Here is a 20,350-nt window from a genome sequence, read left to right as displayed (position 1 = left end):
CTCAGCCCAGCAACGCCTGCTGACTCTTGCCAAAGGTCAGGTACTCCACTAACTCCGGCAACGGCAGCGGCTTGCTGATCAGGTACCCCTGGGCCTGGTCACACCCAAACAACCGCAACAGCGCCAACTGCTCAGGGGTTTCCACCCCTTCGGCCACCACTTCCAGGTTCAGGTTGTGGGCCAGGTTGATCATGGCGTGGACCAGCTTGCGATTCTCTTCGCGCTCTTCCATGCCGCCCACGAAGCTCTTGTCGACCTTCAACAAGGCAATCGGCAAGCTGTTGAGGTGCACGAACGATGAGAAGCCAGTACCAAAGTCATCCAGGGAAAACCGCACACCCAGGCGACCGAGGGCATCCATGGTCTGCTTGACCAGATCGCTGCGGCGCATCACGGCGGTCTCGGTCAGTTCGAACTCCAGCCAGCGCGCATCCACGCCACGCTCGGCGATCAACCGGCTGAGGGTCGAGAGCAACTGGCTGTCCTGGAATTGGCGGAACGACAGGTTGACCGCCATGTGCAACGGCTGCAGGCCGCGTTCACGCAGCGCCTGCATGTCGCGCAGGGCCCGGGAAATCACCCAGTAACCCAACGGTACGATCAGGCCGCTCTGCTCGGCCAAGGGCACGAACTCGCTGGGCGGCAACAACCCCCGCTCGCCATGACGCCAACGCACCAGGGCTTCCAGACCGACGATATGCCCATCGTCCAGGTCGAGGCGCGGCTGGTAATGCAATTCCAGTTCATCACGGCGCAAGGCGCGGCGCAGCTCCGTTTCCAGGTCGGCCAGGCTGCGGGCATTGCGGTTGATGCGTTCGTTGAAGATATGAAAGGTACAGCCCTGGGTGCTCTTGGCTTGCTGCATGGCGATATGCGCATGCCACATCAGCGGGTCGGCACCGGCGCGGGCGCGGGCGTGTGCCACCCCAAGGCTGCAGCCGATCAGCAGGCTTTCGCCGTCCACCCAGTAGGGTTCGGCCATGACTTCGGTGATGCGCTCGGCCATCCACTCGGCGCGCTGAGGCGCACGGCGAGTGTCGATCAGCAGTGCAAATTCGTCGCTGCCCAGGCGCGCCAATTGGTCGCCGGCTTCGAGCTGGCTTTTGAGCCGCGACACCACCTGCAAGATCAACCGGTCGCCGGCCTGGTGACCGAGGGCATCGTTGGCATGGCGAAAGTTATCGAGGTCCAGATGACCGAGGGCCAAGCCACGGCCTTCGTTTTCGGCCAGGCGCGCGGCCAGCAAGGTCTGGAAGCCTTGGCGGTTGGCGATGCCCGTGAGTGGGTCCTGTTCGGCCAGGCGTTGCAGGGTGTTTTCCAGCAGGCCGCGCTCGCGAACGTGGCGCAGGCAGCGGCGCAATGTATCGGCATCCAATACATCCCGCACCAGCCAATCGCTGACACCCAACGGTGAAACCAGAGGCTCCTGCTCCAGCAATAACACGCACGGCAAACTGCAACGGCCAGGGCCGGGTTGCAGGCTGGGCGTGGTCAATAGCACGGCGCTGTGGTCGTCATCGAACAAACGACTCACGGAATCCCAATTTGGCGCGCTGATCAGCACAGCCCCATCGCCCATCGGCGCCAGGCACTCGCGCAACAACGCTGCCCATTCAGGCGCATCGGCCAATAGCAGCAAACGCAAGGGTTCGACAGGCGTAGACAAGCTAGCTCCCTAGACTCTGCAAGATTTCGTTGGCGGCGGGCATTATGACGTGCGAGCTGACAATCACCAATGATAGGGGTTATCAAATACGCAGATTACAAACAATAGCCGTAAATGCCTGCACATCCTGCGGCAAAGTATCAAAACCGGCAAATTTAGATCGAGTGGTACGTCACACTGTCGTTCTGAGAGAGCAGAATCCTGCCAGCCTGTTAAAATGCCCGCCCTTTTGATCAATGACCCCCTGAACTCTGTATGTCCCGACTCAATCCCCGGCAGCAAGAAGCCGTGAACTACGTCGGCGGCCCTCTATTGGTGCTCGCCGGTGCTGGCTCCGGCAAGACCAGCGTGATTACCCGCAAGATCGCGCACCTGATCCAGAACTGCGGCATCCGCGCCCAGTACATCGTCGCCATGACCTTTACCAACAAGGCGGCGCGGGAAATGAAAGAGCGCGTCGGCACCCTGCTCAAGGGTGGCGAAGGCCGTGGCCTCACTGTGTGTACCTTCCACAACCTGGGGCTGAACATCATCCGCAAGGAGCATGTGCGGCTGGGCTACAAGCCGGGCTTCTCGATCTTCGACGAGACCGACGTCAAGGCCCTGATGACCGACATCATGCAAAAGGAATATGCGGGCGACGACGGCGTGGACGAGATCAAGAACATGATCGGCGCCTGGAAAAACGACCTGATCCTGCCGCCCCAGGCACTGGAAAACGCGCGCAACCCCAAGGAGCAGACTGCCGCCATCGTCTACACCCACTACCAGCGCACGCTCAAGGCGTTCAACGCGGTGGACTTCGACGACCTGATCCTGCTGCCCGTGAAGCTGTTCGAAGAACACGCCGACATCCTGGAAAAATGGCAGAACAAGGTGCGCTACCTGCTGGTGGACGAATACCAGGACACCAACGCCAGCCAATACCTGCTGGTGAAGATGCTGATCGGCACCCGCAACCAGTTCACCGTGGTAGGCGACGACGACCAGTCGATCTACGCCTGGCGCGGTGCGCGCCCGGAAAACCTGATGCTGCTCAAGGACGACTACCCCTCCTTGAAAGTGGTGATGCTGGAGCAGAACTACCGCTCCACCAGCCGTATTTTGCGCTGTGCCAACGTGCTGATCTCCAACAACCCGCACGAGTTTGAAAAACAACTGTGGAGCGAGATGGGCCACGGCGACGAGATCCGTGTGATCCGCTGCCGCAACGAGGACGCCGAAGCCGAGCGCGTGGCCGTGGAAATTCTCAGCCTGCACTTGCGCACCGATCGGCCCTACAGCGATTTCGCGATCCTCTATCGCGGCAACTACCAGGCCAAGCTGATCGAGCTGAAATTGCAGCACCACCAAGTGCCGTATCGCCTGTCCGGTGGCAACAGCTTTTTCGGACGCCAGGAAGTCAAAGACCTGATGGCCTACTTCCGGCTGATCGTGAACCCGGACGACGACAACGCATTCCTGCGCGTAATCAACGTGCCGCGCCGGGAAATCGGCTCCACCACCCTGGAAAAGCTCGGCAACTACGCCACCGAGCGCAAGATCTCGATGTACGCCGCCACCGACGAGATCGGCCTGGGCGAACACCTGGACACGCGCTTTACCGATCGCCTGTCGCGCTTCAAGCGCTTCATGGACAAGGTGCGCGAGCAATGCGCCGGCGAAGATCCGATCAGCGCCCTGCGCAGCATGGTCATGGACATCGACTACGAAAACTGGCTGCGCACCAACAGCTCCAGTGACAAGGCCGCGGATTACCGCATGGGCAACGTCTGGTTCCTGATCGAAGCACTGAAGAACACCCTGGAAAAAGACGAAGACGGCGAGATGACCGTCGAAGACGCCATCGGCAAGCTGGTGTTGCGCGACATGCTGGAGCGCCAGCAGGAAGAGGAAGACGGCGCCGAAGGTGTGCAAATGATGACCTTGCATGCGTCCAAGGGCCTGGAATTCCCCTACGTGTTCATCATGGGCATGGAAGAGGAGATCCTCCCGCACCGCTCCAGTATCGAAGCCGACACCATCGAAGAAGAACGCCGCCTGGCCTACGTGGGCATTACCCGTGCGCGTCAGACGCTGGCCTTCACCTTTGCCGCCAAGCGTAAGCAATACGGCGAAATAATCGATTGTGCCCCCAGCCGGTTCCTGGATGAACTGCCGCCGGACGACCTGGCCTGGGAAGGCAATGACGACACCCCGACCGAGGTAAAAGCCGTGCGCGGCAACACTGCCTTGGCGGATATACGCGCGATGCTAAAGCGCTAGAATCGACTACTTTTTAATCTACTTTCGGCGCGCGTTGCGCCAACAGAGGAAGCTTTCCGTGGAAGCACTGCACAAGAAAATTCGCGAAGAAGGCATCGTGCTTTCCGATCAGGTACTCAAGGTCGACGCGTTTCTGAACCACCAGATCGACCCGGCGCTGATGAAACTGATTGGCGACGAATTCGCTGAACTGTTCAAGGACTCGGGCATTACCAAGATCGTCACCATCGAAGCCTCAGGCATCGCACCGGCGATCATGACCGGCTTGAACCTGGGCGTTCCAGTGATCTTCGCGCGCAAGCACCAGTCCCTGACCCTGACGGAAAACCTGCTGTCGGCGACCGTGTATTCGTTCACCAAGCAAGTTGAAAGCACCGTGGCGATTTCCCCACGCCACCTGACCAGCAGCGACCGCGTGCTGGTGATCGATGACTTCCTGGCCAACGGCAAGGCGTCCCAGGCGCTGATCTCGATCATCAAGCAAGCCGGTGCGACCGTTGCGGGCTTGGGGATCGTGATCGAGAAGTCGTTCCAGGGTGGTCGTGCGGAGTTGGATGCGCAGGGTTATCGGGTTGAGTCGCTGGCGCGGGTCAAATCGCTGGCTGGTGGCGTAGTGACCTTTATCGAGTAATTGGCTGCGAACACAGATCAAAATGTGGGAGCGGGCTTGCTCGCGAATGCGGTGGATCAGTCAATAAATTCAGTGACTGACACACCGCATTCGCGAGCAAGCCCGCTCCCACATTGGGTTTTGTGGTGTTTGTCAGTGCGCGGTGGCCTGCAGGCCCGCGAGCAATAAACGCTGATACAGGTCTTCTTTCAGCCCTTCAGGGCTATCCAACCGCATCCGCCTCAGATGCTCTGGAAACGCCTCCGGCTCCGGTGCATCCAACGCCGCCTTGCCCAACTCCAGAATCTCCGTCAGCTTGAATTTGCTCTTGAGCCAGTTCAGCGCCCGCAACAGATCCCGCTCTTCATCCGTAAAATCGCTGCCCAGCGGATACTCCGGGAACAACCGTCGGTGCCGCGCCTGGATACGTTGAAGCCGTTCCGGTGTGTTGTCGCTGAAACGCGGATCAAGCTTGAAGTCCTTGGGCAATTTGCCCGCCTCTTGAGCCTGTTCGATCAGATCGTCCTGAAAGCGTGAGTCGCTAATATTGAGTAATGCCTCGATCACCTTGGCATCCGTCTGACCACGCAAATCGGCGATGCCGTATTCCGTGATGACGATATCCCGCAGGTGCCGGGGAATGGTGCAATGACCGTAGTCCCAGACGATATTGGAACTGACCTCCCCCGCCGACTCGCGCCAGCTGCGCAAGATCAGGATCGACCGCGCCCCTTCCAGCGCATGCCCCTGGGCCACGAAGTTGTACTGCCCGCCTACGCCACTGAGCACGCGACCATCTTCCAACTGGTCAGCCACGCCAGCACCGAGCAAAGTCACCATGATTGCGCTGTTGATAAAGCGTGCGTCCAGGCGTTGCAGGCGCTTGAGTTCTTCCTGGCCGTACAGCTCGTTGATGTAGCTGATGCGGGTCATGTTGAATTCGAGACGCTTGCTGTGGGTCATTTCCTGCAGCCTCTGGTAAAAGCTGCGCGGGCCAAGGAAGAAACCGCCGTGGATCGACACGCCGTCGGGCTGCGCGGCATCATCCAGCGTGCCGGCATTCGCCTGCGCCTGGGTCGCCACATCGGGGTAGACCTTGCGCCGCACAATCCCCGCATCCGCCAGCACCAACAGGCCGTTGACGAACATCTCACTGCAACCGTAGAGCCCACGGGCGAAGGGCGCGACACCGCCTTCATGGCTGATCAATGGTGCCCATTGGTAGACGTCGAGGTCAGTCAGCAGCAATCGGTAGGCCTCGTTGTCCGCCTGGCGCGCCAGCAACGCGGCGGTCAGCGCATCACCCATGGAGCCGATGCCGATCTGCAAGGTGCCGCCATCGCGTACCAAAGTGCTCGCATGCAGACCGATAAAGTGGTCCTGGAACCCCACCGGCATGTTCGGCGTGGAGAACAACGTGGTGCTGTCTTTTTCGTCCAACAGGTAATCGAAGGCATCCATGCCCAGCTCGGAGTCGCCGGGCATGTAGGGCAAATCGGTGTGAACCTGGCCGACGATCAGGATGGTTTCCCCGGCGGCGCGGCGCTTGGCGATCATCGGCAGCAGGTCGAGGGTGATATCCGGGTTGCAGCTCAGGCTCAGGCGATCAGGATGCTCGGCGCTACTGGCCACCAGCTGCGCTACCAGGTTCAGGCCGGCAGCGTTGATATCACGGGCGGCGTGGCTGTAATTGCTGCTCACGTAGTCCTGCTGGGCCGAGGTGCTGTGAAGCAGGCTGCCGGGCTGCATGAAGAACTGTTGCACGTGGATATTCGCCGGCAGGCTGTCTTTGCGCAGGTCGGCGAGGAAGTCCAATTCAGGGTAGTCGCCAAACACCCGCTCGATGAAGGGCTCCAGAAAACGCTTCTGCAAGCCGTCGCCCATGGTCGGGCGGCCCAGGCTGAGGGCGGTGTAAATCGTCAGCGCCCGTTCCGGCAATTTGGCGATACGCCGATACAACGCATTGGCAAACAGGTTGGGCTTGCCCAGGCCCAGGGGCATGCCCATGTGGATATGCGCCGGCAAACGCGCCAGTACGTCGTCAACTGCTTGCTCGATTGAACATAACTGCACCATCCGACCCTCCTGAACATTCCGTGATTAGGGGTTGGACAGAGAGTGGCCGGTGTTTGCTGCAAAGAACAGCCTGGAAACACAAATCGCGGGCACAAAAAAGCCGCTGGTCAGCGGCTTTTTGGCGAAGATCGGTTTATTTAAGCCCCGACATCTTCTCGATTGCGCCCTTGAGCTCGTCATCCGAGCAATCGGCACAGGTGCCTTTGGGCGGCATGGCGTTCAGGCCGGTGATGGCTTTGGCCAGCAGGCCGTCGAGGCCACCCTGGTGGTCGGCGCGGTCTTTCCAGGCGGCTGTGTCGCCGATTTTCGGAGCGCCCAGCAAACCAGTACCGTGGCACGCGTTACAGTGCTTGGCGATGATGTCGTCTGGGGTTTTCGCCCCGCCGCCGCCGGCTGCCACGGCAACTTCCATCCCCTTGCATTCCTGGCCCTGGACACACACCTGGCCGACAGGCTCCAGGCGTTTGGCAATTTCGTCATTGGTCGCAGCTTGAGCGCTGACAGCCCATAGGGCCAGTACGGTTGCTGGTGCAGCCAGCATTTTCATAATTAGGTTCACGCGTTCACCCTCAATGGTGGCTATTCACGCCTGCGGCCACGGTTTCGCAGGCGGCGAAAGTATAACGGTTAGCCCGCCGGGCCGAAACAACCCTATTAAATAAAGGGAGATTCGGCCGCACGGTTACTGCTACGGGTGTCTCTGCAACGCTGGCAGGACGCCTCTTTTCTTAAAAGTTCGCGGGTGTGGCTGCGCTGATTAGTCGCGCCGGCACGTCGAACGGATTGCGAAAACGATGGGGCTTGGTGCTTTCAAAGTAGTAGCTATCGCCAGCTTCGAGCACAAAAGTTTCAAGACCGACCACCAACTCCAGGCGCCCCTCCACCAGAATCCCGGTTTCCTCGCCTTCGTGGGTGAGCATTTCTTCGCCTGTATCGGCGCCCGGCGGGTAGATCTCGTTGAGAAACGCAATCGCCCGGCTGGGGTGCGCCCGACCAACCAGTTTCATGGTGACGGCGCCGTCAGAGATGTCGATCAGCTCATTGGCTTTATAGACGATCTGCGTCGGTATTTCCTGGAGGATCTCCTCGGAAAAGAACTCGACCATGGACATGGGGATGCCACCCAGCACCTTGCGCAAGGAGCTGATCGAGGGGCTGACGCTGTTTTTTTCGATCATCGAAATGGTGCTGTTGGTGACACCCGCACGCTTGGCGAGCTCACGCTGGGAAAGACCTTTGAGTTTACGGATGGATTGCAGTCGTTCGCCGACGTCCAATGCAGGAGCCTCCTAGGATTCAGGCTTTGTTGTAATTGAGCGTTATCATGGCGACAGCGTTCAGTATTTACAACACTTGGGCCTAAATCCCAGGCAGCTGTGTTCGTTCCTGGCGATCAAGCGCCGGAATAGAGCCTTGGCACGCGGCGCAAGTTGCAGAAGATCTGGTAGGGAATGGTTTCGGCGGCGACGGCAATGTCACTGGCAAGGATGTTTTTACCCCACAATTCCACCGTGGAGCCCAGGCCGGCCTGGGGCACATCCGTCAGGTCGATGCACAGCATGTCCATCGACACACGCCCGAGCAGTTGGCTGCGCTGCCCGGCAACCAGCACGGGGGTGCCGGTCGGTGCGTGGCGCGGGTAACCATCGGCATAACCCATGGCAACCACGCCGACGCGCATCGGCTTGGGCGTGATGAACCTGGCGCCGTAGCCCACCGGTTCCCCAGCCGGCAGCTCGCGCACGCAGATGACTTTCGATTCCAGGGTCATCACCGGCTGCAGACGCGCGGCCACGGCCTGGTCTTCGCCAAACGGCGTGGCGCCGTAGAGCATGATGCCCGGGCGTACCCAGTCGCTGGAAACATTCGGCCAACCCATCACCGACGGCGAATTGCGCAGGCTGACCTCAGCCGACAGGCCTTGGCGCGCCGCTTCAAAAACGGCCACCTGTTCGTCACTGCGCACGCAATCGAGCTCATCGGCGCGGGCGAAGTGGCTCATCAATACGATCTTCGCAACCTTGCCGCTGGCCAGCAGGCGCTGGTACGCCTCGTGGTAATCCTTGGGATGCAGGCCAACGCGGTGCATGCCCGAATCGAGCTTGAGCCAGATGGTCAGCGGCTTGCTCAGCTTGGCCTGCTCGATCGCCTCCAACTGCCACAACGAATGCACCACGCACCACAAGTCATGCTCGTTGATCAGCGGCAGCTCGTCGGCTTCAAAAAAGCCTTCCAGCAACAGCACCGGCGCACGAATGCCGGCGGCACGCAGTTCCAGCGCCTCTTCGATGCATGCCACGGCAAAGCCATCGGCCTCGGCTTCCAACGCCTGGGCCACCCGTACGGCGCCATGGCCGTAGGCATCGGCCTTGACCACGGCAAGGGCCTTGGCCCCCGTGACTTCACGGGCCAATTGGTAATTGTGGCGCAGGGCTTGAAGGTCGATCAGGGCATGGGCAGGACGCATGGCGGCAGGCTTCTAGGCGGCAGAGTGAAGAAAAACCGGCACCGACCAACAACGTCGGCGCCGGGAGAGGGATCTATGTTTAAGGCAGCGCGGCCACGACGGACAGCTCTACCAGGATTTCCGGTTCGCACAGCTTGGCCTGGACCGTGGCGCGAGCCGGGGCGACGCCTTTGGGCAGCCACTTGTCCCACACCGCGTTCATGCCGGCAAAATCGGCGTCGATGTCTTTCAGGTAGATCGTCACCGACAGCAACTTGCTTTTGTCGGTGCCGGCCAGGTCCAACAGACGCTCGATGTTGGCCAAGGTTTCACGGGTCTGCTTTTCAATCCCGGCACTCATGTCGTCGCCGACTTGCCCTGCCAGATACACGGTACCGCTGTGGACAACGATCTGGCTCATGCGCTCATTGGTGAGCTGGCGCTGGATTGACATGTTTTGCGGACTCCTGGTGGTTGCCATAACGGGAAATATCGAGGCCTGCAGCGCTGATCTGTGGCGTTTTTTTCGCCATCAGGTCCGCCAGCAAACGCCCGGAACCACAGGCCATGGTCCAACCGAGGGTGCCATGGCCGGTGTTCAGGAACAGGTTCTTGAACGGGGTGGCACCAACAATCGGCGTGCCGTCAGGCGTGGTTGGGCGCAAGCCGGTCCAGAACGAAGCCTGGGCCAGATCGCCGCCCTGAGGATAAAGGTCGTTGACGATCATCTCCAGGGTTTCGCGTCGGCGCGGGTTCAGCGACAGGTCAAAACCGGCTATTTCAGCCATGCCGCCGACGCGGATGCGGTTGTCGAAACGGGTGATCGCAACCTTGTAGGTCTCGTCGAGAATGGTCGACGTCGGCGCCATTGCCGGGTTGGTGATCGGCACGGTCAGCGAGTAGCCCTTGAGCGGGTACACCGGCGCCTTGATCCCCAGCGGCTTGAGCAGCTTCGGCGAGTAGCTGCCAAGGGCCAGTACGTAGCGGTCGGCGGTTTCGAGCTTGCCGTCGATCAACACACCGTTGATGCGGTCGCCAGCGTAGTCGAGGCGCTGAATATCTTGTTCAAAGCGGAATTCCACGCCCAGTTGCTTGCACATCTCGACCAGGCGGGTGGTGAACATCTGGCAGTCGCCCGTCTGGTCGTTCGGCAGGCGCAGAGCACCGGCGAGGATGTCGGTGACACTGGCCAGGGCCGGTTCGACGCGGGCGATACCAGCGCGGTCGAGCAGTTCGAAGGGAACGCCAGACTCTTTCAGCACGGCGATGTCTTTGGCGGCGCCATCAAGCTGGGCCTGGGTACGGAACAGCTGGGTAGTCCCCAGGCTGCGGCCTTCGTAGGCAATGCCGGTCTCGGCGCGCAGTTCGTCGAGGCAGTCGCGGCTGTATTCGGACAGGCGCACCATGCGCTCTTTGTTCACCGCATACCGGCTGGCGGTGCAGTTGCGCAGCATCTGCGCCATCCACAGGTATTGGTCGATATCGGCGGTGGCTTTGATGGCCAAGGGTGCGTGACGCTCCAACAGCCACTTGATGGCTTTGAGCGGTACGCCCGGTGCGGCCCATGGCGAGGCGTAGCCAGGGGACACCTGGCCGGCGTTGGCGAAGCTGGTTTCCATGGCAGCGGCGGGCTGACGGTCAACCACGACCACATCAAAGCCGGCCCGAGCCAAATAGTAGGCACTGGTCACCCCAATGACGCCGCTACCCAAGACCAGAACGCGCATTTTTATATCCTCATCGCGGGCATGGCCGCTGACGTGTGTTATTCGAGCAATGATGGGCGCAGTGTAAAAAATTATTGCCAGTGCATTTCACTATATAAGTGCCTATATTTGGCGACAATTCTCGGCAAAAACCCTTTTCACAGAGGCGTATCCCCTATGCGTACCAACACCCAGACCAAGCGGGAGCTGGATAAAATCGACCGCAACATCCTGCGTATCCTGCAAACCGACGGGCGAATTTCGTTCACGGAGCTGGGGGAAAAGGTCGGGCTGTCGACCACGCCGTGCACCGAGCGCGTGCGTCGGCTGGAGCGTGAAGGGATCATCATGGGCTACAACGCGCGGCTCAATCCGCAGCATTTGAAGGGAAGTTTGCTGGTATTTGTCGAGATCAGCCTCGATTACAAATCCGGCGACACCTTTGAAGAGTTCCGCCGCGCGGTGCTTAAATTGCCTCACGTGCTGGAATGCCATCTGGTGTCGGGCGACTTCGACTACCTGGTGAAGGCGCGCATCTCAGAGATGGCGTCGTACCGCAAACTGCTTGGCGATATCCTGCTCAAGCTGCCCCATGTGCGGGAGTCCAAGAGCTATATCGTGATGGAAGAGGTGAAGGAGAGCCTGAACCTGCCGATCCCCGATTAACCAGACATAACTCGGTCAACTGGGAGCTGGCTTGCCTGCGATAGCGGTAGTGAATTCACCAAAGCTATCGCAGGCAAGCCAGCTCCCACATTTTTTAACCGTGTGCGTTCACTAAACCAGCACCTGCCGCGTACTGGCCATGTACTCATGGATCTGCTTCTCCACCCGCGGGTGAATCAATTCCACAGGCCGGCGCCCATTCGGGCATGGCAGGGTCTTGGTGGTGCCGAACAGCCGGCAAATCAGCGGACGCTCGTCGTACACCGTGCAACCGTTGGGGCCCAGGTGCACGCAGTTCAACTCGTCCATGGCCGCGTCCTGCTCGGCAGCAGTCTTGCGCGGCAGGCGCGACATTTCCTCGGGCGAAGTAGTCACTGGCCCACAGCAGTCGTGGCAGCCGGGCACGCATTCGAACGAAGGAATCTGCCTACGCAGGGCGCTGATTTTCTGGCTGTTGCAACTCATCGAAACGGGTACCGAACGGCGGATAGGCGTGGATTCTGCCGCAAAAGCCTGCAATGAGACAGCTTCGCCCGACCGCTGTATCCTGCGTCAAATTTTCCAAACAGGGATGCTCCCCATGACTGCCAGCGCCCGGCACACCGCTTCCTACTACGCCGCCAGCAGCGTGCCGCAACCCGACTACCCGGTGTTGAACGGCGAAGTGGTTGCCGATGTGTGCGTGATTGGCGGCGGGTATTCGGGGCTGAACACCGCTCTGGAACTGGCCGAGCGCGGCTTCAGCGTTGTGTTGCTGGAAGCACGCAAGATCGGTTGGGGCGCCAGCGGCCGCAATGGCGGCCAGCTGATTCGCGGCGTTGGCCACGGTCTTGACCAGTTCACCAACGTGATCGGTACCGACGGTGTGCGCCAGATGAAGCTGATGGGCCTGGAAGCCGTGGAGATCGTGCGCGAACGCGTCGAGCGCTACCAGATTCCTTGCGACCTGACATGGGGTTATTGCGACCTGGCCAACAAGCCTCACCACCTACAGGACTTGGCCGAGGACGCCGAAGAGTTGCGCAGCCTCGGCTACCGCCACGAAGTACGCCTGCTACAGGCTGGCGAAATGGGCAGCGTGATCGGCTCCGACCGCTATGTGGGCGGCATGATCGACATGGGCTCCGGCCATTTGCACCCATTGAACCTGGCCCTCGGCGAAGCCAATGCCGCGCAGCAGTTGGGTGTAAAGCTGTTCGAACAATCCGAAGTGACGCGCATCGACTACGGCCCCGAGGTCAAGGTGCACACCGCTCACGGCCATGTGCGCGCCAAAACGCTGGTGCTGGCCTGCAACGCCTACCTCAATGGCCTGAACCCGCAACTGGGCGGCAAAGTGCTGCCAGCCGGCAGCTACATCATCGCCACCGAGCCGCTCAGCGAAGCCCAGGCCGCCAGCCTGCTGCCGCAGAATATGGCGGTGTGTGATCAACGGGTAACCGTGGATTACTTCCGATTGTCCGCCGACCGCCGCCTGTTGTTTGGTGGGGCCTGCCACTATTCCGGTCGCGATCCCCAGGACATTGGCGCTTATATGCGGCCAAAAATGCTCAAGGTGTTTCCACAACTGGCTGACGTGAAGATCGACTTCCAGTGGGGCGGCATGATCGGTATCGGCGCCAATCGCCTGCCACAGATTGGCCGCTTGGCCGATCAACCCAACGTGTATTACGCCCAGGCTTACGCAGGCCACGGCCTCAATGCCACGCACCTGGCCGGTAAGCTACTGGCCGAAGCCATCAGCGGCCAGCAGCAGGGTCGCTTCGATCTGTTTGCCCAAGTGCCCCACATCACTTTCCCTGGCGGCAAATACCTGCGTTCGCCGCTATTGGCATTGGGGATGTTGTGGCACCGGTTCAAAGAGCTGGTGTGATCAACCGCGCCAGAAGGGTTTTACGCCTTCCCGGCGCGCCTGCTCTGCAGTGAGGCCGATGTCGCGCAGTTGCTCGACGCTCATATCAAGCAGGGCCTTGCGGGTATGGCTGCGGCGCCAGAACAGCATCCACCGGCTGCTGGTAGTTGCCGACATTGTCGAACCCTGCCCCGCTTCCAATTCCTGACCGTGTAACGCCAACCGCACATCGCTCATGCCGCTCATTTTGCCGTCCCTCATTTGCCTGTTGCCATGAGTGACTAGAATGGGCGTGCCCGCCAAACCATTACAGATTCAACCCTTCTTTATTAAATCCATACAGACACTGCCTATGTGCCGCTGAATCCTGTATTTTCGCCCTATCTGTACTGGTCTCCTGGGAGCGACCGCCATGACCCTCTACGTCAACCTTGCCGAACTGTTGGGCACCCGCATCGAACAAGGTTTCTACCGTCCTGGCGATCGTCTGCCCTCTGTGCGCGCCCTGAGCACCGAGCATGGGGTTAGCCTGAGCACCGTGCAGCAAGCTTATCGGCTGCTGGAAGACAACGGCCTGGCGATACCAAAGCCAAAATCCGGCTACTTCGTACCCGTAGGGCGTGAGTTGCCGGCATTGCCGGAGGTAGGCCGTCCGGCACAGCGACCGGTGGAAATTTCCCAGTGGGACCAGGTGCTGGAGCTGATTCGCGCGGTACCGCGCAAAGACGTCATACAGATGGGCCGTGGCATGCCGGATGTTTTGACGCCCACCCTCAAGCCCCTGCTGCGCAGCCTGGCGCGCGTGAGCCGTCGCCAGGACCTGCCAGGGCTGTATTACGACAACATCCTCGGCTGTATGGATTTGCGTGAGCAAATCGCCCGACTGTCATTGGATTCCGGCTGCCAACTGACCGCCGAGGACATTGTGATCACCACCGGCTGCCATGAGGCGCTGTCTGCCAGCATCCATGCCATCTGCGAGCCCGGCGATATCGTCGCGGTGGACTCCCCCAGCTTTCATGGCGCGATGCAGACCCTCAAGGGCCTGGGCATGAAAGCCCTGGAAATCCCCACCGACCCTATCACCGGCATCAGCCTCGAAGCGCTGGAACTGGCGCTGGAACAGTGGCCGATCAAAGTCATCCAACTGACCCCCAACTGCAACAACCCCTTGGGCTACATCATGCCCGAGGCGCGCAAACGGGCACTGCTGACCCTGGCGCAGCGATTTGACGTAGCGATCATCGAAGACGATGTGTATGGCGAATTGGCCTACAGCTACCCGCGCCCGCGCACCATCAAATCTTTCGACGAGGACGGTCGCGTGCTGCTGTGCAGTTCCTTCTCGAAGACCCTCGCGCCAGGCCTGCGCATCGGCTGGGTTGCGCCGGGCCGTTACCTGGAACGGGTGCTGCACATGAAATACATCAGCACCGGCTCCACCGCCACACAACCGCAGATTGCCATCGCCGAGTTTCTGAAAGGCGGCCATTTCGAACCGCATTTACGCCGGATGCGCACTCAATACCAGCGCAATCGCGACCTGATGCTCGATTGGGTCAGCCGTTATTTTCCGGTCGGCACTCGCGCCAGTCGGCCCCAAGGCAGCTTTATGCTGTGGGTTGAGCTGCCGGAAGGTTTTGACACGTTGAAGCTCAATCGCATCCTGGTGGAACAAGGCGTACAGGTCGCTGTGGGAAGCATCTTTTCTGCATCCGGCAAGTACCGGAACTGCCTGCGCATGAACTACTCTGCCAAGCCAACCCCGCAGATTGAAGACGCCGTGCGCAAAGTCGGGACCGCCGCAATCAAGCTGCTGGCCGAAACAGCGGACTGACCTTTCGCGGGAAATAGCCGTCATATGCCGACAACCGCCCTGATCTGGAAGCGAACCCTTTGATGATTCGACGGCTATTACCGCTCTTCCTGCTGGGAGCCCTGACCCTGGGCGGTTGCGCCACGGTGAGCACACCGCGCATCCCCAGCGATGCCCTGCCTGCCGCGCAGTCTTCCTTTGGCCGTTCGATCCAGGCCCAGGCCGCGCCTTACCAAGGGCGCTCGGGCTTTCGCCTGCTACCCAACAGCAGCGAAGCGTTCATGGCCCGCGCCGAACTGATCCGTAACGCCCAAACCAGCCTCGACCTGCAGTACTACATCGTCCACGACGGCATCAGCACGCGCATGCTGGTAGATGAATTGCTCAAGGCCGCCGACCGTGGCGTACGGGTGCGCATCCTGCTGGACGACACCACCAGCGACGGCCTCGACCAGATCATCGCCACCCTCGCCGCCCACCCCAAGATCGAGATTCGCCTGTTCAACCCCCTGCACCTGGGGCGCAGCACGGGTGTGACGCGAGCCATGGGGCGCTTGTTCAACCTGTCGCTGCAACACCGGCGCATGCATAACAAACTGTGGCTGGCGGACAACAGCGTAGCGATTGTCGGCGGGCGCAACCTGGGGGATGAGTATTTCGACGCCGAGCCCAACCTCAACTTCACCGATATCGACATGCTCAGCGTGGGCCCGGTGGCGGAGCAGCTCGGCCACAGCTTCGACCAGTACTGGAACAGCGCCCTGAGCAAGCCGATTGATGACTTTGTCTCAAACAGCCCTTCCAAAGGTGACCTGAACGCCGCGCGCGCACGCCTGGAAGCATCGCTCGCCGAATCGCGCCAGCAGAATCACGCCCTCTACAGCCGCTTGCGCACTTATCAAACCCAGCCGCGCATGGACATCTGGCGTCGCGAGCTGATCTGGGCCTGGAACCAGGCATTGTGGGATGCACCCAGCAAAGTACTGGCCACCGCCGAACCAGACCCCAGGTTATTGCTCACCACTCAACTGGAGCCGGAACTGGAAGGGGTCAGCCACGAACTGATGATGATCTCGGCATATTTCGTACCGGGCCAACCGGGGCTGGTGTACCTGACCGGGCGCGCCGACGCGGGCGTGTCGGTCAGCCTGTTGACCAACTCCCTGGAGGCCACCGATGTTCCAGCCGTTCACGGAGGGTACGCGCCGTACCGCAAGGCGCTGCTGGAGCATGGCGTAAAACTCTATGAACTGCGCCGCCAGCCCGGCGATGGCGGCGGTAGTGGCCCGCACTTGTTCCGGCGCGGCACATTCCGTGGCTCGGACTCAAGCTTGCACAGCAAGGCGATGATCTTTGATCGGCAGAAGTCGTTTATCGGCTCGTTCAACTTCGACCCGCGCTCCGTGCTGTGGAACACCGAAGTCGGCGTGCTGGTAGACAGCCCCGAGCTGGCGGAGCATGTGCGCAACCTGGCGCTGGAAGGCATGGCCCCCGCGTTGAGCTATGAGGCGAAACTGCAGGACGGCCAAGTGGTGTGGGTGACCGAGGATAACGGCCAGCTCCACACCCTGGACCGCGAGCCGGGCAGTTGGTGGCGACGGTTCAATGCGTGGTTCGCCACCAGCGTTGGCCTGGAACGCATGCTCTAGTGGGAGCGGCATTTCAAGGTCAGGTTGGCTGCGCGATCCCGAACGCGCCCTGGCGCAGCAACAACAACACCAACCCCAACGCACCCGCCGCCATCAGAAATGGCAGCGCATGCCCGCTGATCCACTGGCTACCCGCACCGGCCACCAACGGCCCGATCAAGCAGCCAATCCCCCACAGCTGTGCAACGTGGGCGTTGGCACGTACCAATGCATCATCGCGGTAACGCTCGCCGATCAATATCAGCGACAGCGTGAACAACCCGCCGGCACTGGCGCCGAACAACACCCAAATCGGCCAGATCAGCGATGTATGCATCAACAGCGGAATCGCCAGGCTCGACACCAACAACAGCACCGCGCAAGCCAAGAACAACGTCCGTCGCGGCAGGTAATCGGCCAGTGCGCCAATAGGCAATTGCAACAACGCATCACCCACCACTACCGTGCTGACCATCGCCAACGCGACCTCGGCAGTGAAGCCTTGTTGCAGGCAATACACCGGCAACAACGTCAGAATCATCGCCTCGAACGCTGCGAATAAAGCCACCGCCCAGGCAATCGCCGGCAGGCTCAGGCAGAAGCGCCACAAGTCTGCGAAGGTCACGCTGAACGACTCGGCAGTGGGTGCGCCGGTGCGGCCCAGTAACAGCACTGGCGCGACCACCAGCAGGCCTACGCCCACCCAGAAACCGTAGTCATGATCGGTACCGAGCACGCCCAACAGCAACGGGCCCGACAGTTGGCTCAAGGCATAACTACAGCCATACAGCGCCACCAGCCGGCCACGCCATTGCTCCACCACCAATTGGTTGATCCAGCTTTCGCCCAGGATAAACACAATGGTCAGGATCACCCCGATCATCAGCCGCAGCACCAGCCACACCGGATAGCTGGGCAAAATCGCCAGCAAGCCAATAGACACTGCACCCGCCCACAGGCACAAGCGCATCAGGTTGGCAGTGCCCAGCCAAGAGGCCATGCGACTGGACACCTTCGCCCCGAGCAACACGCCGAACGCCGGCATGGCGGCCATGACACCAATGGCGAAACTGCCGTAGCCCCAGCCTTCAAGCCGTAGGGATACCAGCGGCATGCTGACACCCAGCGCCAGGCCGACGCTGAGGACCGAGGCCAGCACGGCGAAATAAGTCGCCCAACGCATTTCCACGCTCCTGTGGATAATTATTTCCGGGGTTGCAAACGAACTGTAGGAGCGAGCTCGTGTGGGAGCCGGGCTTGCCCGCGATGCAAGCACCTCGGTGTGTCAGTCACACCTCGGTGATGCTATCGCAGGCAAGCCAGCTCCCACACAAGCTCGCTCCTACAGGGGATCAGCGGTATTGCTTACAGCTTGATCCAGGTCGACTTCAGCTCGGTGTACTTGTCGAACGCATGCAGCGACTTGTCGCGGCCGTTACCCGACTGCTTGAAACCACCGAACGGTGCAGTCATATCGCCACCGTCATACTGGTTGACCCACACGCTACCGGCACGCAGAGCCTTGGCGGTGAGGTGCGCCTTGGAGATATCCGCCGTCCACACCGCTGCGGCCAGGCCGTAGATTGTGTCGTTGGCGATGGCAATCGCTTCCTCGGCGTTATCAAAGGTGATCACCGACAGGACTGGGCCGAAGATCTCTTCCTTGGCGATCTTCATGGCATTGGTCACGCCGTCGAAAATCGTTGGCTCAACGTAGGTGCCACCGGTTTCTTCCAAGGTGCGCTTGCCGCCCGCTACCAGCTTGGCGCCGTCAGCATGGCCGGCCTCGATGTAGGACAGCACGGTGTTCATCTGCTGGGTGTCCACCAGTGCGCCGACGTTGGTCGCCGGGTCCAGCGGGTTGCCTGGCTTCCAGGCCTTGAGAGCCTCGATCACCAGCGGCAGGAATTTATCCTTGATCGAACGCTCGACCAGCAGGCGCGAGCCAGCGGTGCAGACTTCACCCTGGTTGAAAGCAATGGCGCCAGCGGCGGATTCAGCAGCGGCTTGCAGGTCCGGCGCGTCAGCGAACACGATGTTCGGGCTCTTGCCACCGGCTTCCAGCCAAACACGCTTCATGTTCGACTCGCCGGAGCGGATCAACAGTTGCTTGGCGATTTTGGTCGAACCGGTGAACACCAGCGTGTCGACGTCCATGTGCAGCGCCAGCGCGTTGCCCACTGTGTGGCCATAGCCAGGCAGCACGTTGAACACGCCTTTAGGAATGCCCGCTTCAACCGCCAGTGCGGCGATGCGGATGGCGGTCAGCGGGGATTTTTCGGACGGCTTGAGGATTACCGAGTTACCGGTAGACAGCGCCGGCCCGAGTTTCCAGCAGGCCATCATCAACGGGAAGTTCCACGGCACGATGGCGCCAACCACGCCGACAGGCTCACGCGTCACAAGCCCAAGCTGGTCGTGCGGGGTGGCGGCAACTTCATCGTAGATCTTGTCGATAGCCTCGCCGCTCCAGCTCAGCGCGTTGGCTGCGCCAGGCACGTCGATGTACAGGGAGTCGCTGATCGGCTTGCCCATGTCCAAGGTTTCGAGCAGCGCCAGCTCTTCGGCATTGGCCTTGAGCAGTGCGGCGAATCGGATCATGGCGGATTTGCGCTTGGCCGGCGCAAGGCGCGACCAAACACCGGAATTGAAGGTAGCGCGGGCATTTTCCACGGCGCGCTGGGCGTCGGCGACGTCACAGCTGGCGACGGTGGCCAGCAAGCGGCCATCGACCGGGCTGATGCATTCGAAGGTGTCGCCGGAAGCAGCAGCGGTGTACTCGCCGTTGATGTAGGCGCGGCCTTCGATCTTCAGATCCTTGGCGCGTTGTTCCCAGTCGGCACGGGTCAGGGTGGTCATGCGAGTGTCCTCCTCTTATTGAATACAAGGGCCAGGCGATGTCCCCCGGCAACCTCAAAGAATTCTTGCCCGGCCAGCCTGCTGTTCGGCTCAAGGCAGCTGCCACCCTAAACCAGCCGCTGGGGATGTTTCAATATATTTGACATAACGCCGGCAAACGCCCTTGCGATGTTCATTTTAATAAACATAGACTTTGGGCTCTCCAACCGCAGGCCAGACGGGACACGCACATGAGCATCCAGGACATCGTCGACTTCAGCCAAGCCAACACCGCCCCCGACCGCTACCGCCCTGCCGCAGAAAAAATCCTCAAGGGCGATCCCGAACAAACGATCTACAACCACTACAACAGCCCGTGCGGGCAGATGAGTGCCGGCGTTTGGGAAGGTGAAGTCGGGCACTGGAAGGTCAACTACAGCGAACATGAGTACTGCGAGATCGTGCAGGGTGTTTCGGTATTGCGCGATGCCGAGGGCAACGCCAAGACCTTGCGCGCCGGCGACCGCTTCGTGATCCCCGCCGGCTTCAGTGGCACCTGGGAAGTGCTGGAGCCGTGCCGCAAGATCTACGTGGTGTTTGAACAAAAGGCCTGATCAGCAAATCGCAGGCAAAAAAAAGCCCGTATCGTGAGATACGGGCTTTTTTTCACAAGGAAGAAAATCAATTACTTGATTTTGCCTTCTTTGTAGATCACGTGCTTGCGAACGCGCGGGTCGAACATTTTCTTTTCGAGCTTGTCCGGGGTAGTACGCTTGTTCTT

19 protein-coding genes are annotated in these 20,350 nt (G+C 60.5%); 7 read left to right on the top strand and 12 right to left on the bottom strand.

Annotation, left to right across the window (positions count from 1 at the left end):
• Position 1: 1 nt before the first annotated feature.
• Complete coding sequence (locus tag CFE47_RS29885) at positions 2-1,666, bottom strand: putative bifunctional diguanylate cyclase/phosphodiesterase (RefSeq protein ID WP_185709972.1); 1,665 nt, start codon at positions 1,664-1,666, stop codon at positions 2-4.
• A 255-nt stretch (positions 1,667-1,921) separates the two neighbouring features.
• Between CFE47_RS29885 and rep the strand changes: the two genes are divergently transcribed.
• Entirely contained in the window at positions 1,922-3,931 is a 2,010-nt protein-coding gene (gene rep, locus CFE47_RS29880) for a DNA helicase Rep (protein WP_185709973.1), read from the top strand.
• A gap of 58 nt (positions 3,932-3,989) precedes the next feature.
• Positions 3,990-4,562 (top strand): xanthine phosphoribosyltransferase, encoded by a 573-nt coding sequence (locus tag CFE47_RS29875; protein WP_185709974.1) that lies wholly within the window; start codon positions 3,990-3,992, stop codon positions 4,560-4,562.
• 132 nt (positions 4,563-4,694) lie between these two features.
• Here CFE47_RS29875 and CFE47_RS29870 read toward each other — a convergent pair whose 3' ends face one another.
• The 6 genes from CFE47_RS29870 to dadA all read right to left on the bottom strand — a co-directional run bounded on the left by CFE47_RS29870 (position 4,695) and on the right by dadA (position 10,790).
• Complete coding sequence (locus tag CFE47_RS29870; RefSeq protein ID WP_286842597.1) at positions 4,695-6,617, bottom strand: acetyl-CoA hydrolase/transferase C-terminal domain-containing protein; 1,923 nt, start codon at positions 6,615-6,617, stop codon at positions 4,695-4,697.
• Positions 6,618-6,750: 133 nt separating this feature from the next.
• Positions 6,751-7,164, bottom strand: a complete 414-nt coding sequence (locus CFE47_RS29865; RefSeq protein ID WP_135310820.1) for a c-type cytochrome — start codon at positions 7,162-7,164, stop codon at positions 6,751-6,753.
• A gap of 181 nt (positions 7,165-7,345) precedes the next feature.
• Complete coding sequence (locus CFE47_RS29860) at positions 7,346-7,894, bottom strand: cupin domain-containing protein (protein WP_003176893.1); 549 nt, start codon at positions 7,892-7,894, stop codon at positions 7,346-7,348.
• Positions 7,895-8,010: 116 nt separating this feature from the next.
• Complete coding sequence (gene alr / locus CFE47_RS29855; protein WP_286842595.1) at positions 8,011-9,084, bottom strand: alanine racemase; 1,074 nt, start codon at positions 9,082-9,084, stop codon at positions 8,011-8,013.
• A gap of 79 nt (positions 9,085-9,163) precedes the next feature.
• A complete protein-coding gene (locus CFE47_RS29850) occupies positions 9,164-9,517 on the bottom strand; it encodes a RidA family protein (RefSeq protein WP_185709977.1) in 354 nt (117 codons plus the stop codon).
• Positions 9,489-10,790 (bottom strand): D-amino acid dehydrogenase, encoded by a 1,302-nt coding sequence (gene dadA, locus CFE47_RS29845; protein ID WP_286842592.1) that lies wholly within the window; start codon positions 10,788-10,790, stop codon positions 9,489-9,491. The genes CFE47_RS29850 and dadA overlap by 29 nt, the downstream gene beginning before the upstream one ends.
• A 156-nt stretch (positions 10,791-10,946) precedes the next feature.
• Between dadA and CFE47_RS29840 the strand changes: the two genes are divergently transcribed.
• Positions 10,947-11,435, top strand: coding sequence for an Lrp/AsnC ligand binding domain-containing protein (locus CFE47_RS29840; RefSeq protein WP_003176896.1), 489 nt, complete (start codon positions 10,947-10,949; stop codon positions 11,433-11,435).
• 111 nt (positions 11,436-11,546) lie between these two features.
• On the opposite strand, the gene CFE47_RS29835 is transcribed toward CFE47_RS29840, so the two are convergent.
• Positions 11,547-11,900, bottom strand: coding sequence for a YkgJ family cysteine cluster protein (locus tag CFE47_RS29835; RefSeq protein ID WP_016975913.1), 354 nt, complete (start codon positions 11,898-11,900; stop codon positions 11,547-11,549).
• 115 nt (positions 11,901-12,015) lie between these two features.
• Here CFE47_RS29835 and CFE47_RS29830 point away from each other — a divergent pair, with 115 nt between their 5' ends.
• Positions 12,016-13,308 (top strand): NAD(P)/FAD-dependent oxidoreductase, encoded by a 1,293-nt coding sequence (locus tag CFE47_RS29830; RefSeq protein ID WP_286842589.1) that lies wholly within the window; start codon positions 12,016-12,018, stop codon positions 13,306-13,308.
• Here the strand turns inward: CFE47_RS29830 and CFE47_RS29825 are convergent, their stop codons facing one another.
• On the bottom strand, positions 13,309-13,533 hold the full coding sequence (locus CFE47_RS29825; protein WP_286842588.1) for a DUF1127 domain-containing protein: 225 nt from the start codon (positions 13,531-13,533) through the stop codon (positions 13,309-13,311).
• Between the two features lie 166 nt (positions 13,534-13,699).
• Here CFE47_RS29825 and CFE47_RS29820 point away from each other — a divergent pair, with 166 nt between their 5' ends.
• Together CFE47_RS29820 and CFE47_RS29815 are read left to right on the top strand one after the other, a co-directional pair.
• Positions 13,700-15,124, top strand: coding sequence for an aminotransferase-like domain-containing protein (locus CFE47_RS29820; RefSeq protein ID WP_286842586.1), 1,425 nt, complete (start codon positions 13,700-13,702; stop codon positions 15,122-15,124).
• A 62-nt stretch (positions 15,125-15,186) separates the two neighbouring features.
• Positions 15,187-16,752: a phospholipase D family protein gene (locus CFE47_RS29815; protein WP_286842584.1), complete on the top strand. Its 1,566-nt coding sequence runs from the start codon at positions 15,187-15,189 to the stop codon at positions 16,750-16,752.
• A gap of 19 nt (positions 16,753-16,771) precedes the next feature.
• Here CFE47_RS29815 and CFE47_RS29810 read toward each other — a convergent pair whose 3' ends face one another.
• Together CFE47_RS29810 and CFE47_RS29805 are read right to left on the bottom strand one after the other, a co-directional pair.
• A complete protein-coding gene (locus CFE47_RS29810) occupies positions 16,772-17,914 on the bottom strand; it encodes an MFS transporter (RefSeq protein ID WP_286842583.1) in 1,143 nt (380 codons plus the stop codon).
• Between the two features lie 182 nt (positions 17,915-18,096).
• Positions 18,097-19,590: an aldehyde dehydrogenase gene (locus CFE47_RS29805; protein WP_286842582.1), complete on the bottom strand. Its 1,494-nt coding sequence runs from the start codon at positions 19,588-19,590 to the stop codon at positions 18,097-18,099.
• Between the two features lie 230 nt (positions 19,591-19,820).
• On the opposite strand from CFE47_RS29805, the gene CFE47_RS29800 reads away from it, so the two are divergent.
• Positions 19,821-20,183 carry a cupin domain-containing protein gene (locus CFE47_RS29800; protein ID WP_286842581.1) on the top strand — a complete coding sequence of 121 codons (363 nt, stop codon included), beginning with the start codon at positions 19,821-19,823 and terminating at the stop codon, positions 20,181-20,183.
• A 71-nt stretch (positions 20,184-20,254) separates the two neighbouring features.
• Here the strand turns inward: CFE47_RS29800 and rpmG are convergent.
• Positions 20,255-20,350, bottom strand: a 96-nt coding sequence (rpmG, locus tag CFE47_RS29795; protein WP_286819990.1) for a 50S ribosomal protein L33, incomplete at its 5' end; no start/stop codon positions are given.

The organism is Pseudomonas sp. PGPPP1 (assembly GCF_002255865.1).
Classification (GTDB): Bacteria; Pseudomonadota; Gammaproteobacteria; order Pseudomonadales; family Pseudomonadaceae; genus Aquipseudomonas; species Aquipseudomonas cremoris.
The sequence above is the reverse complement of the archived record's forward strand: the minus strand, read 5'-3'. Positions and strand labels throughout refer to the sequence as shown.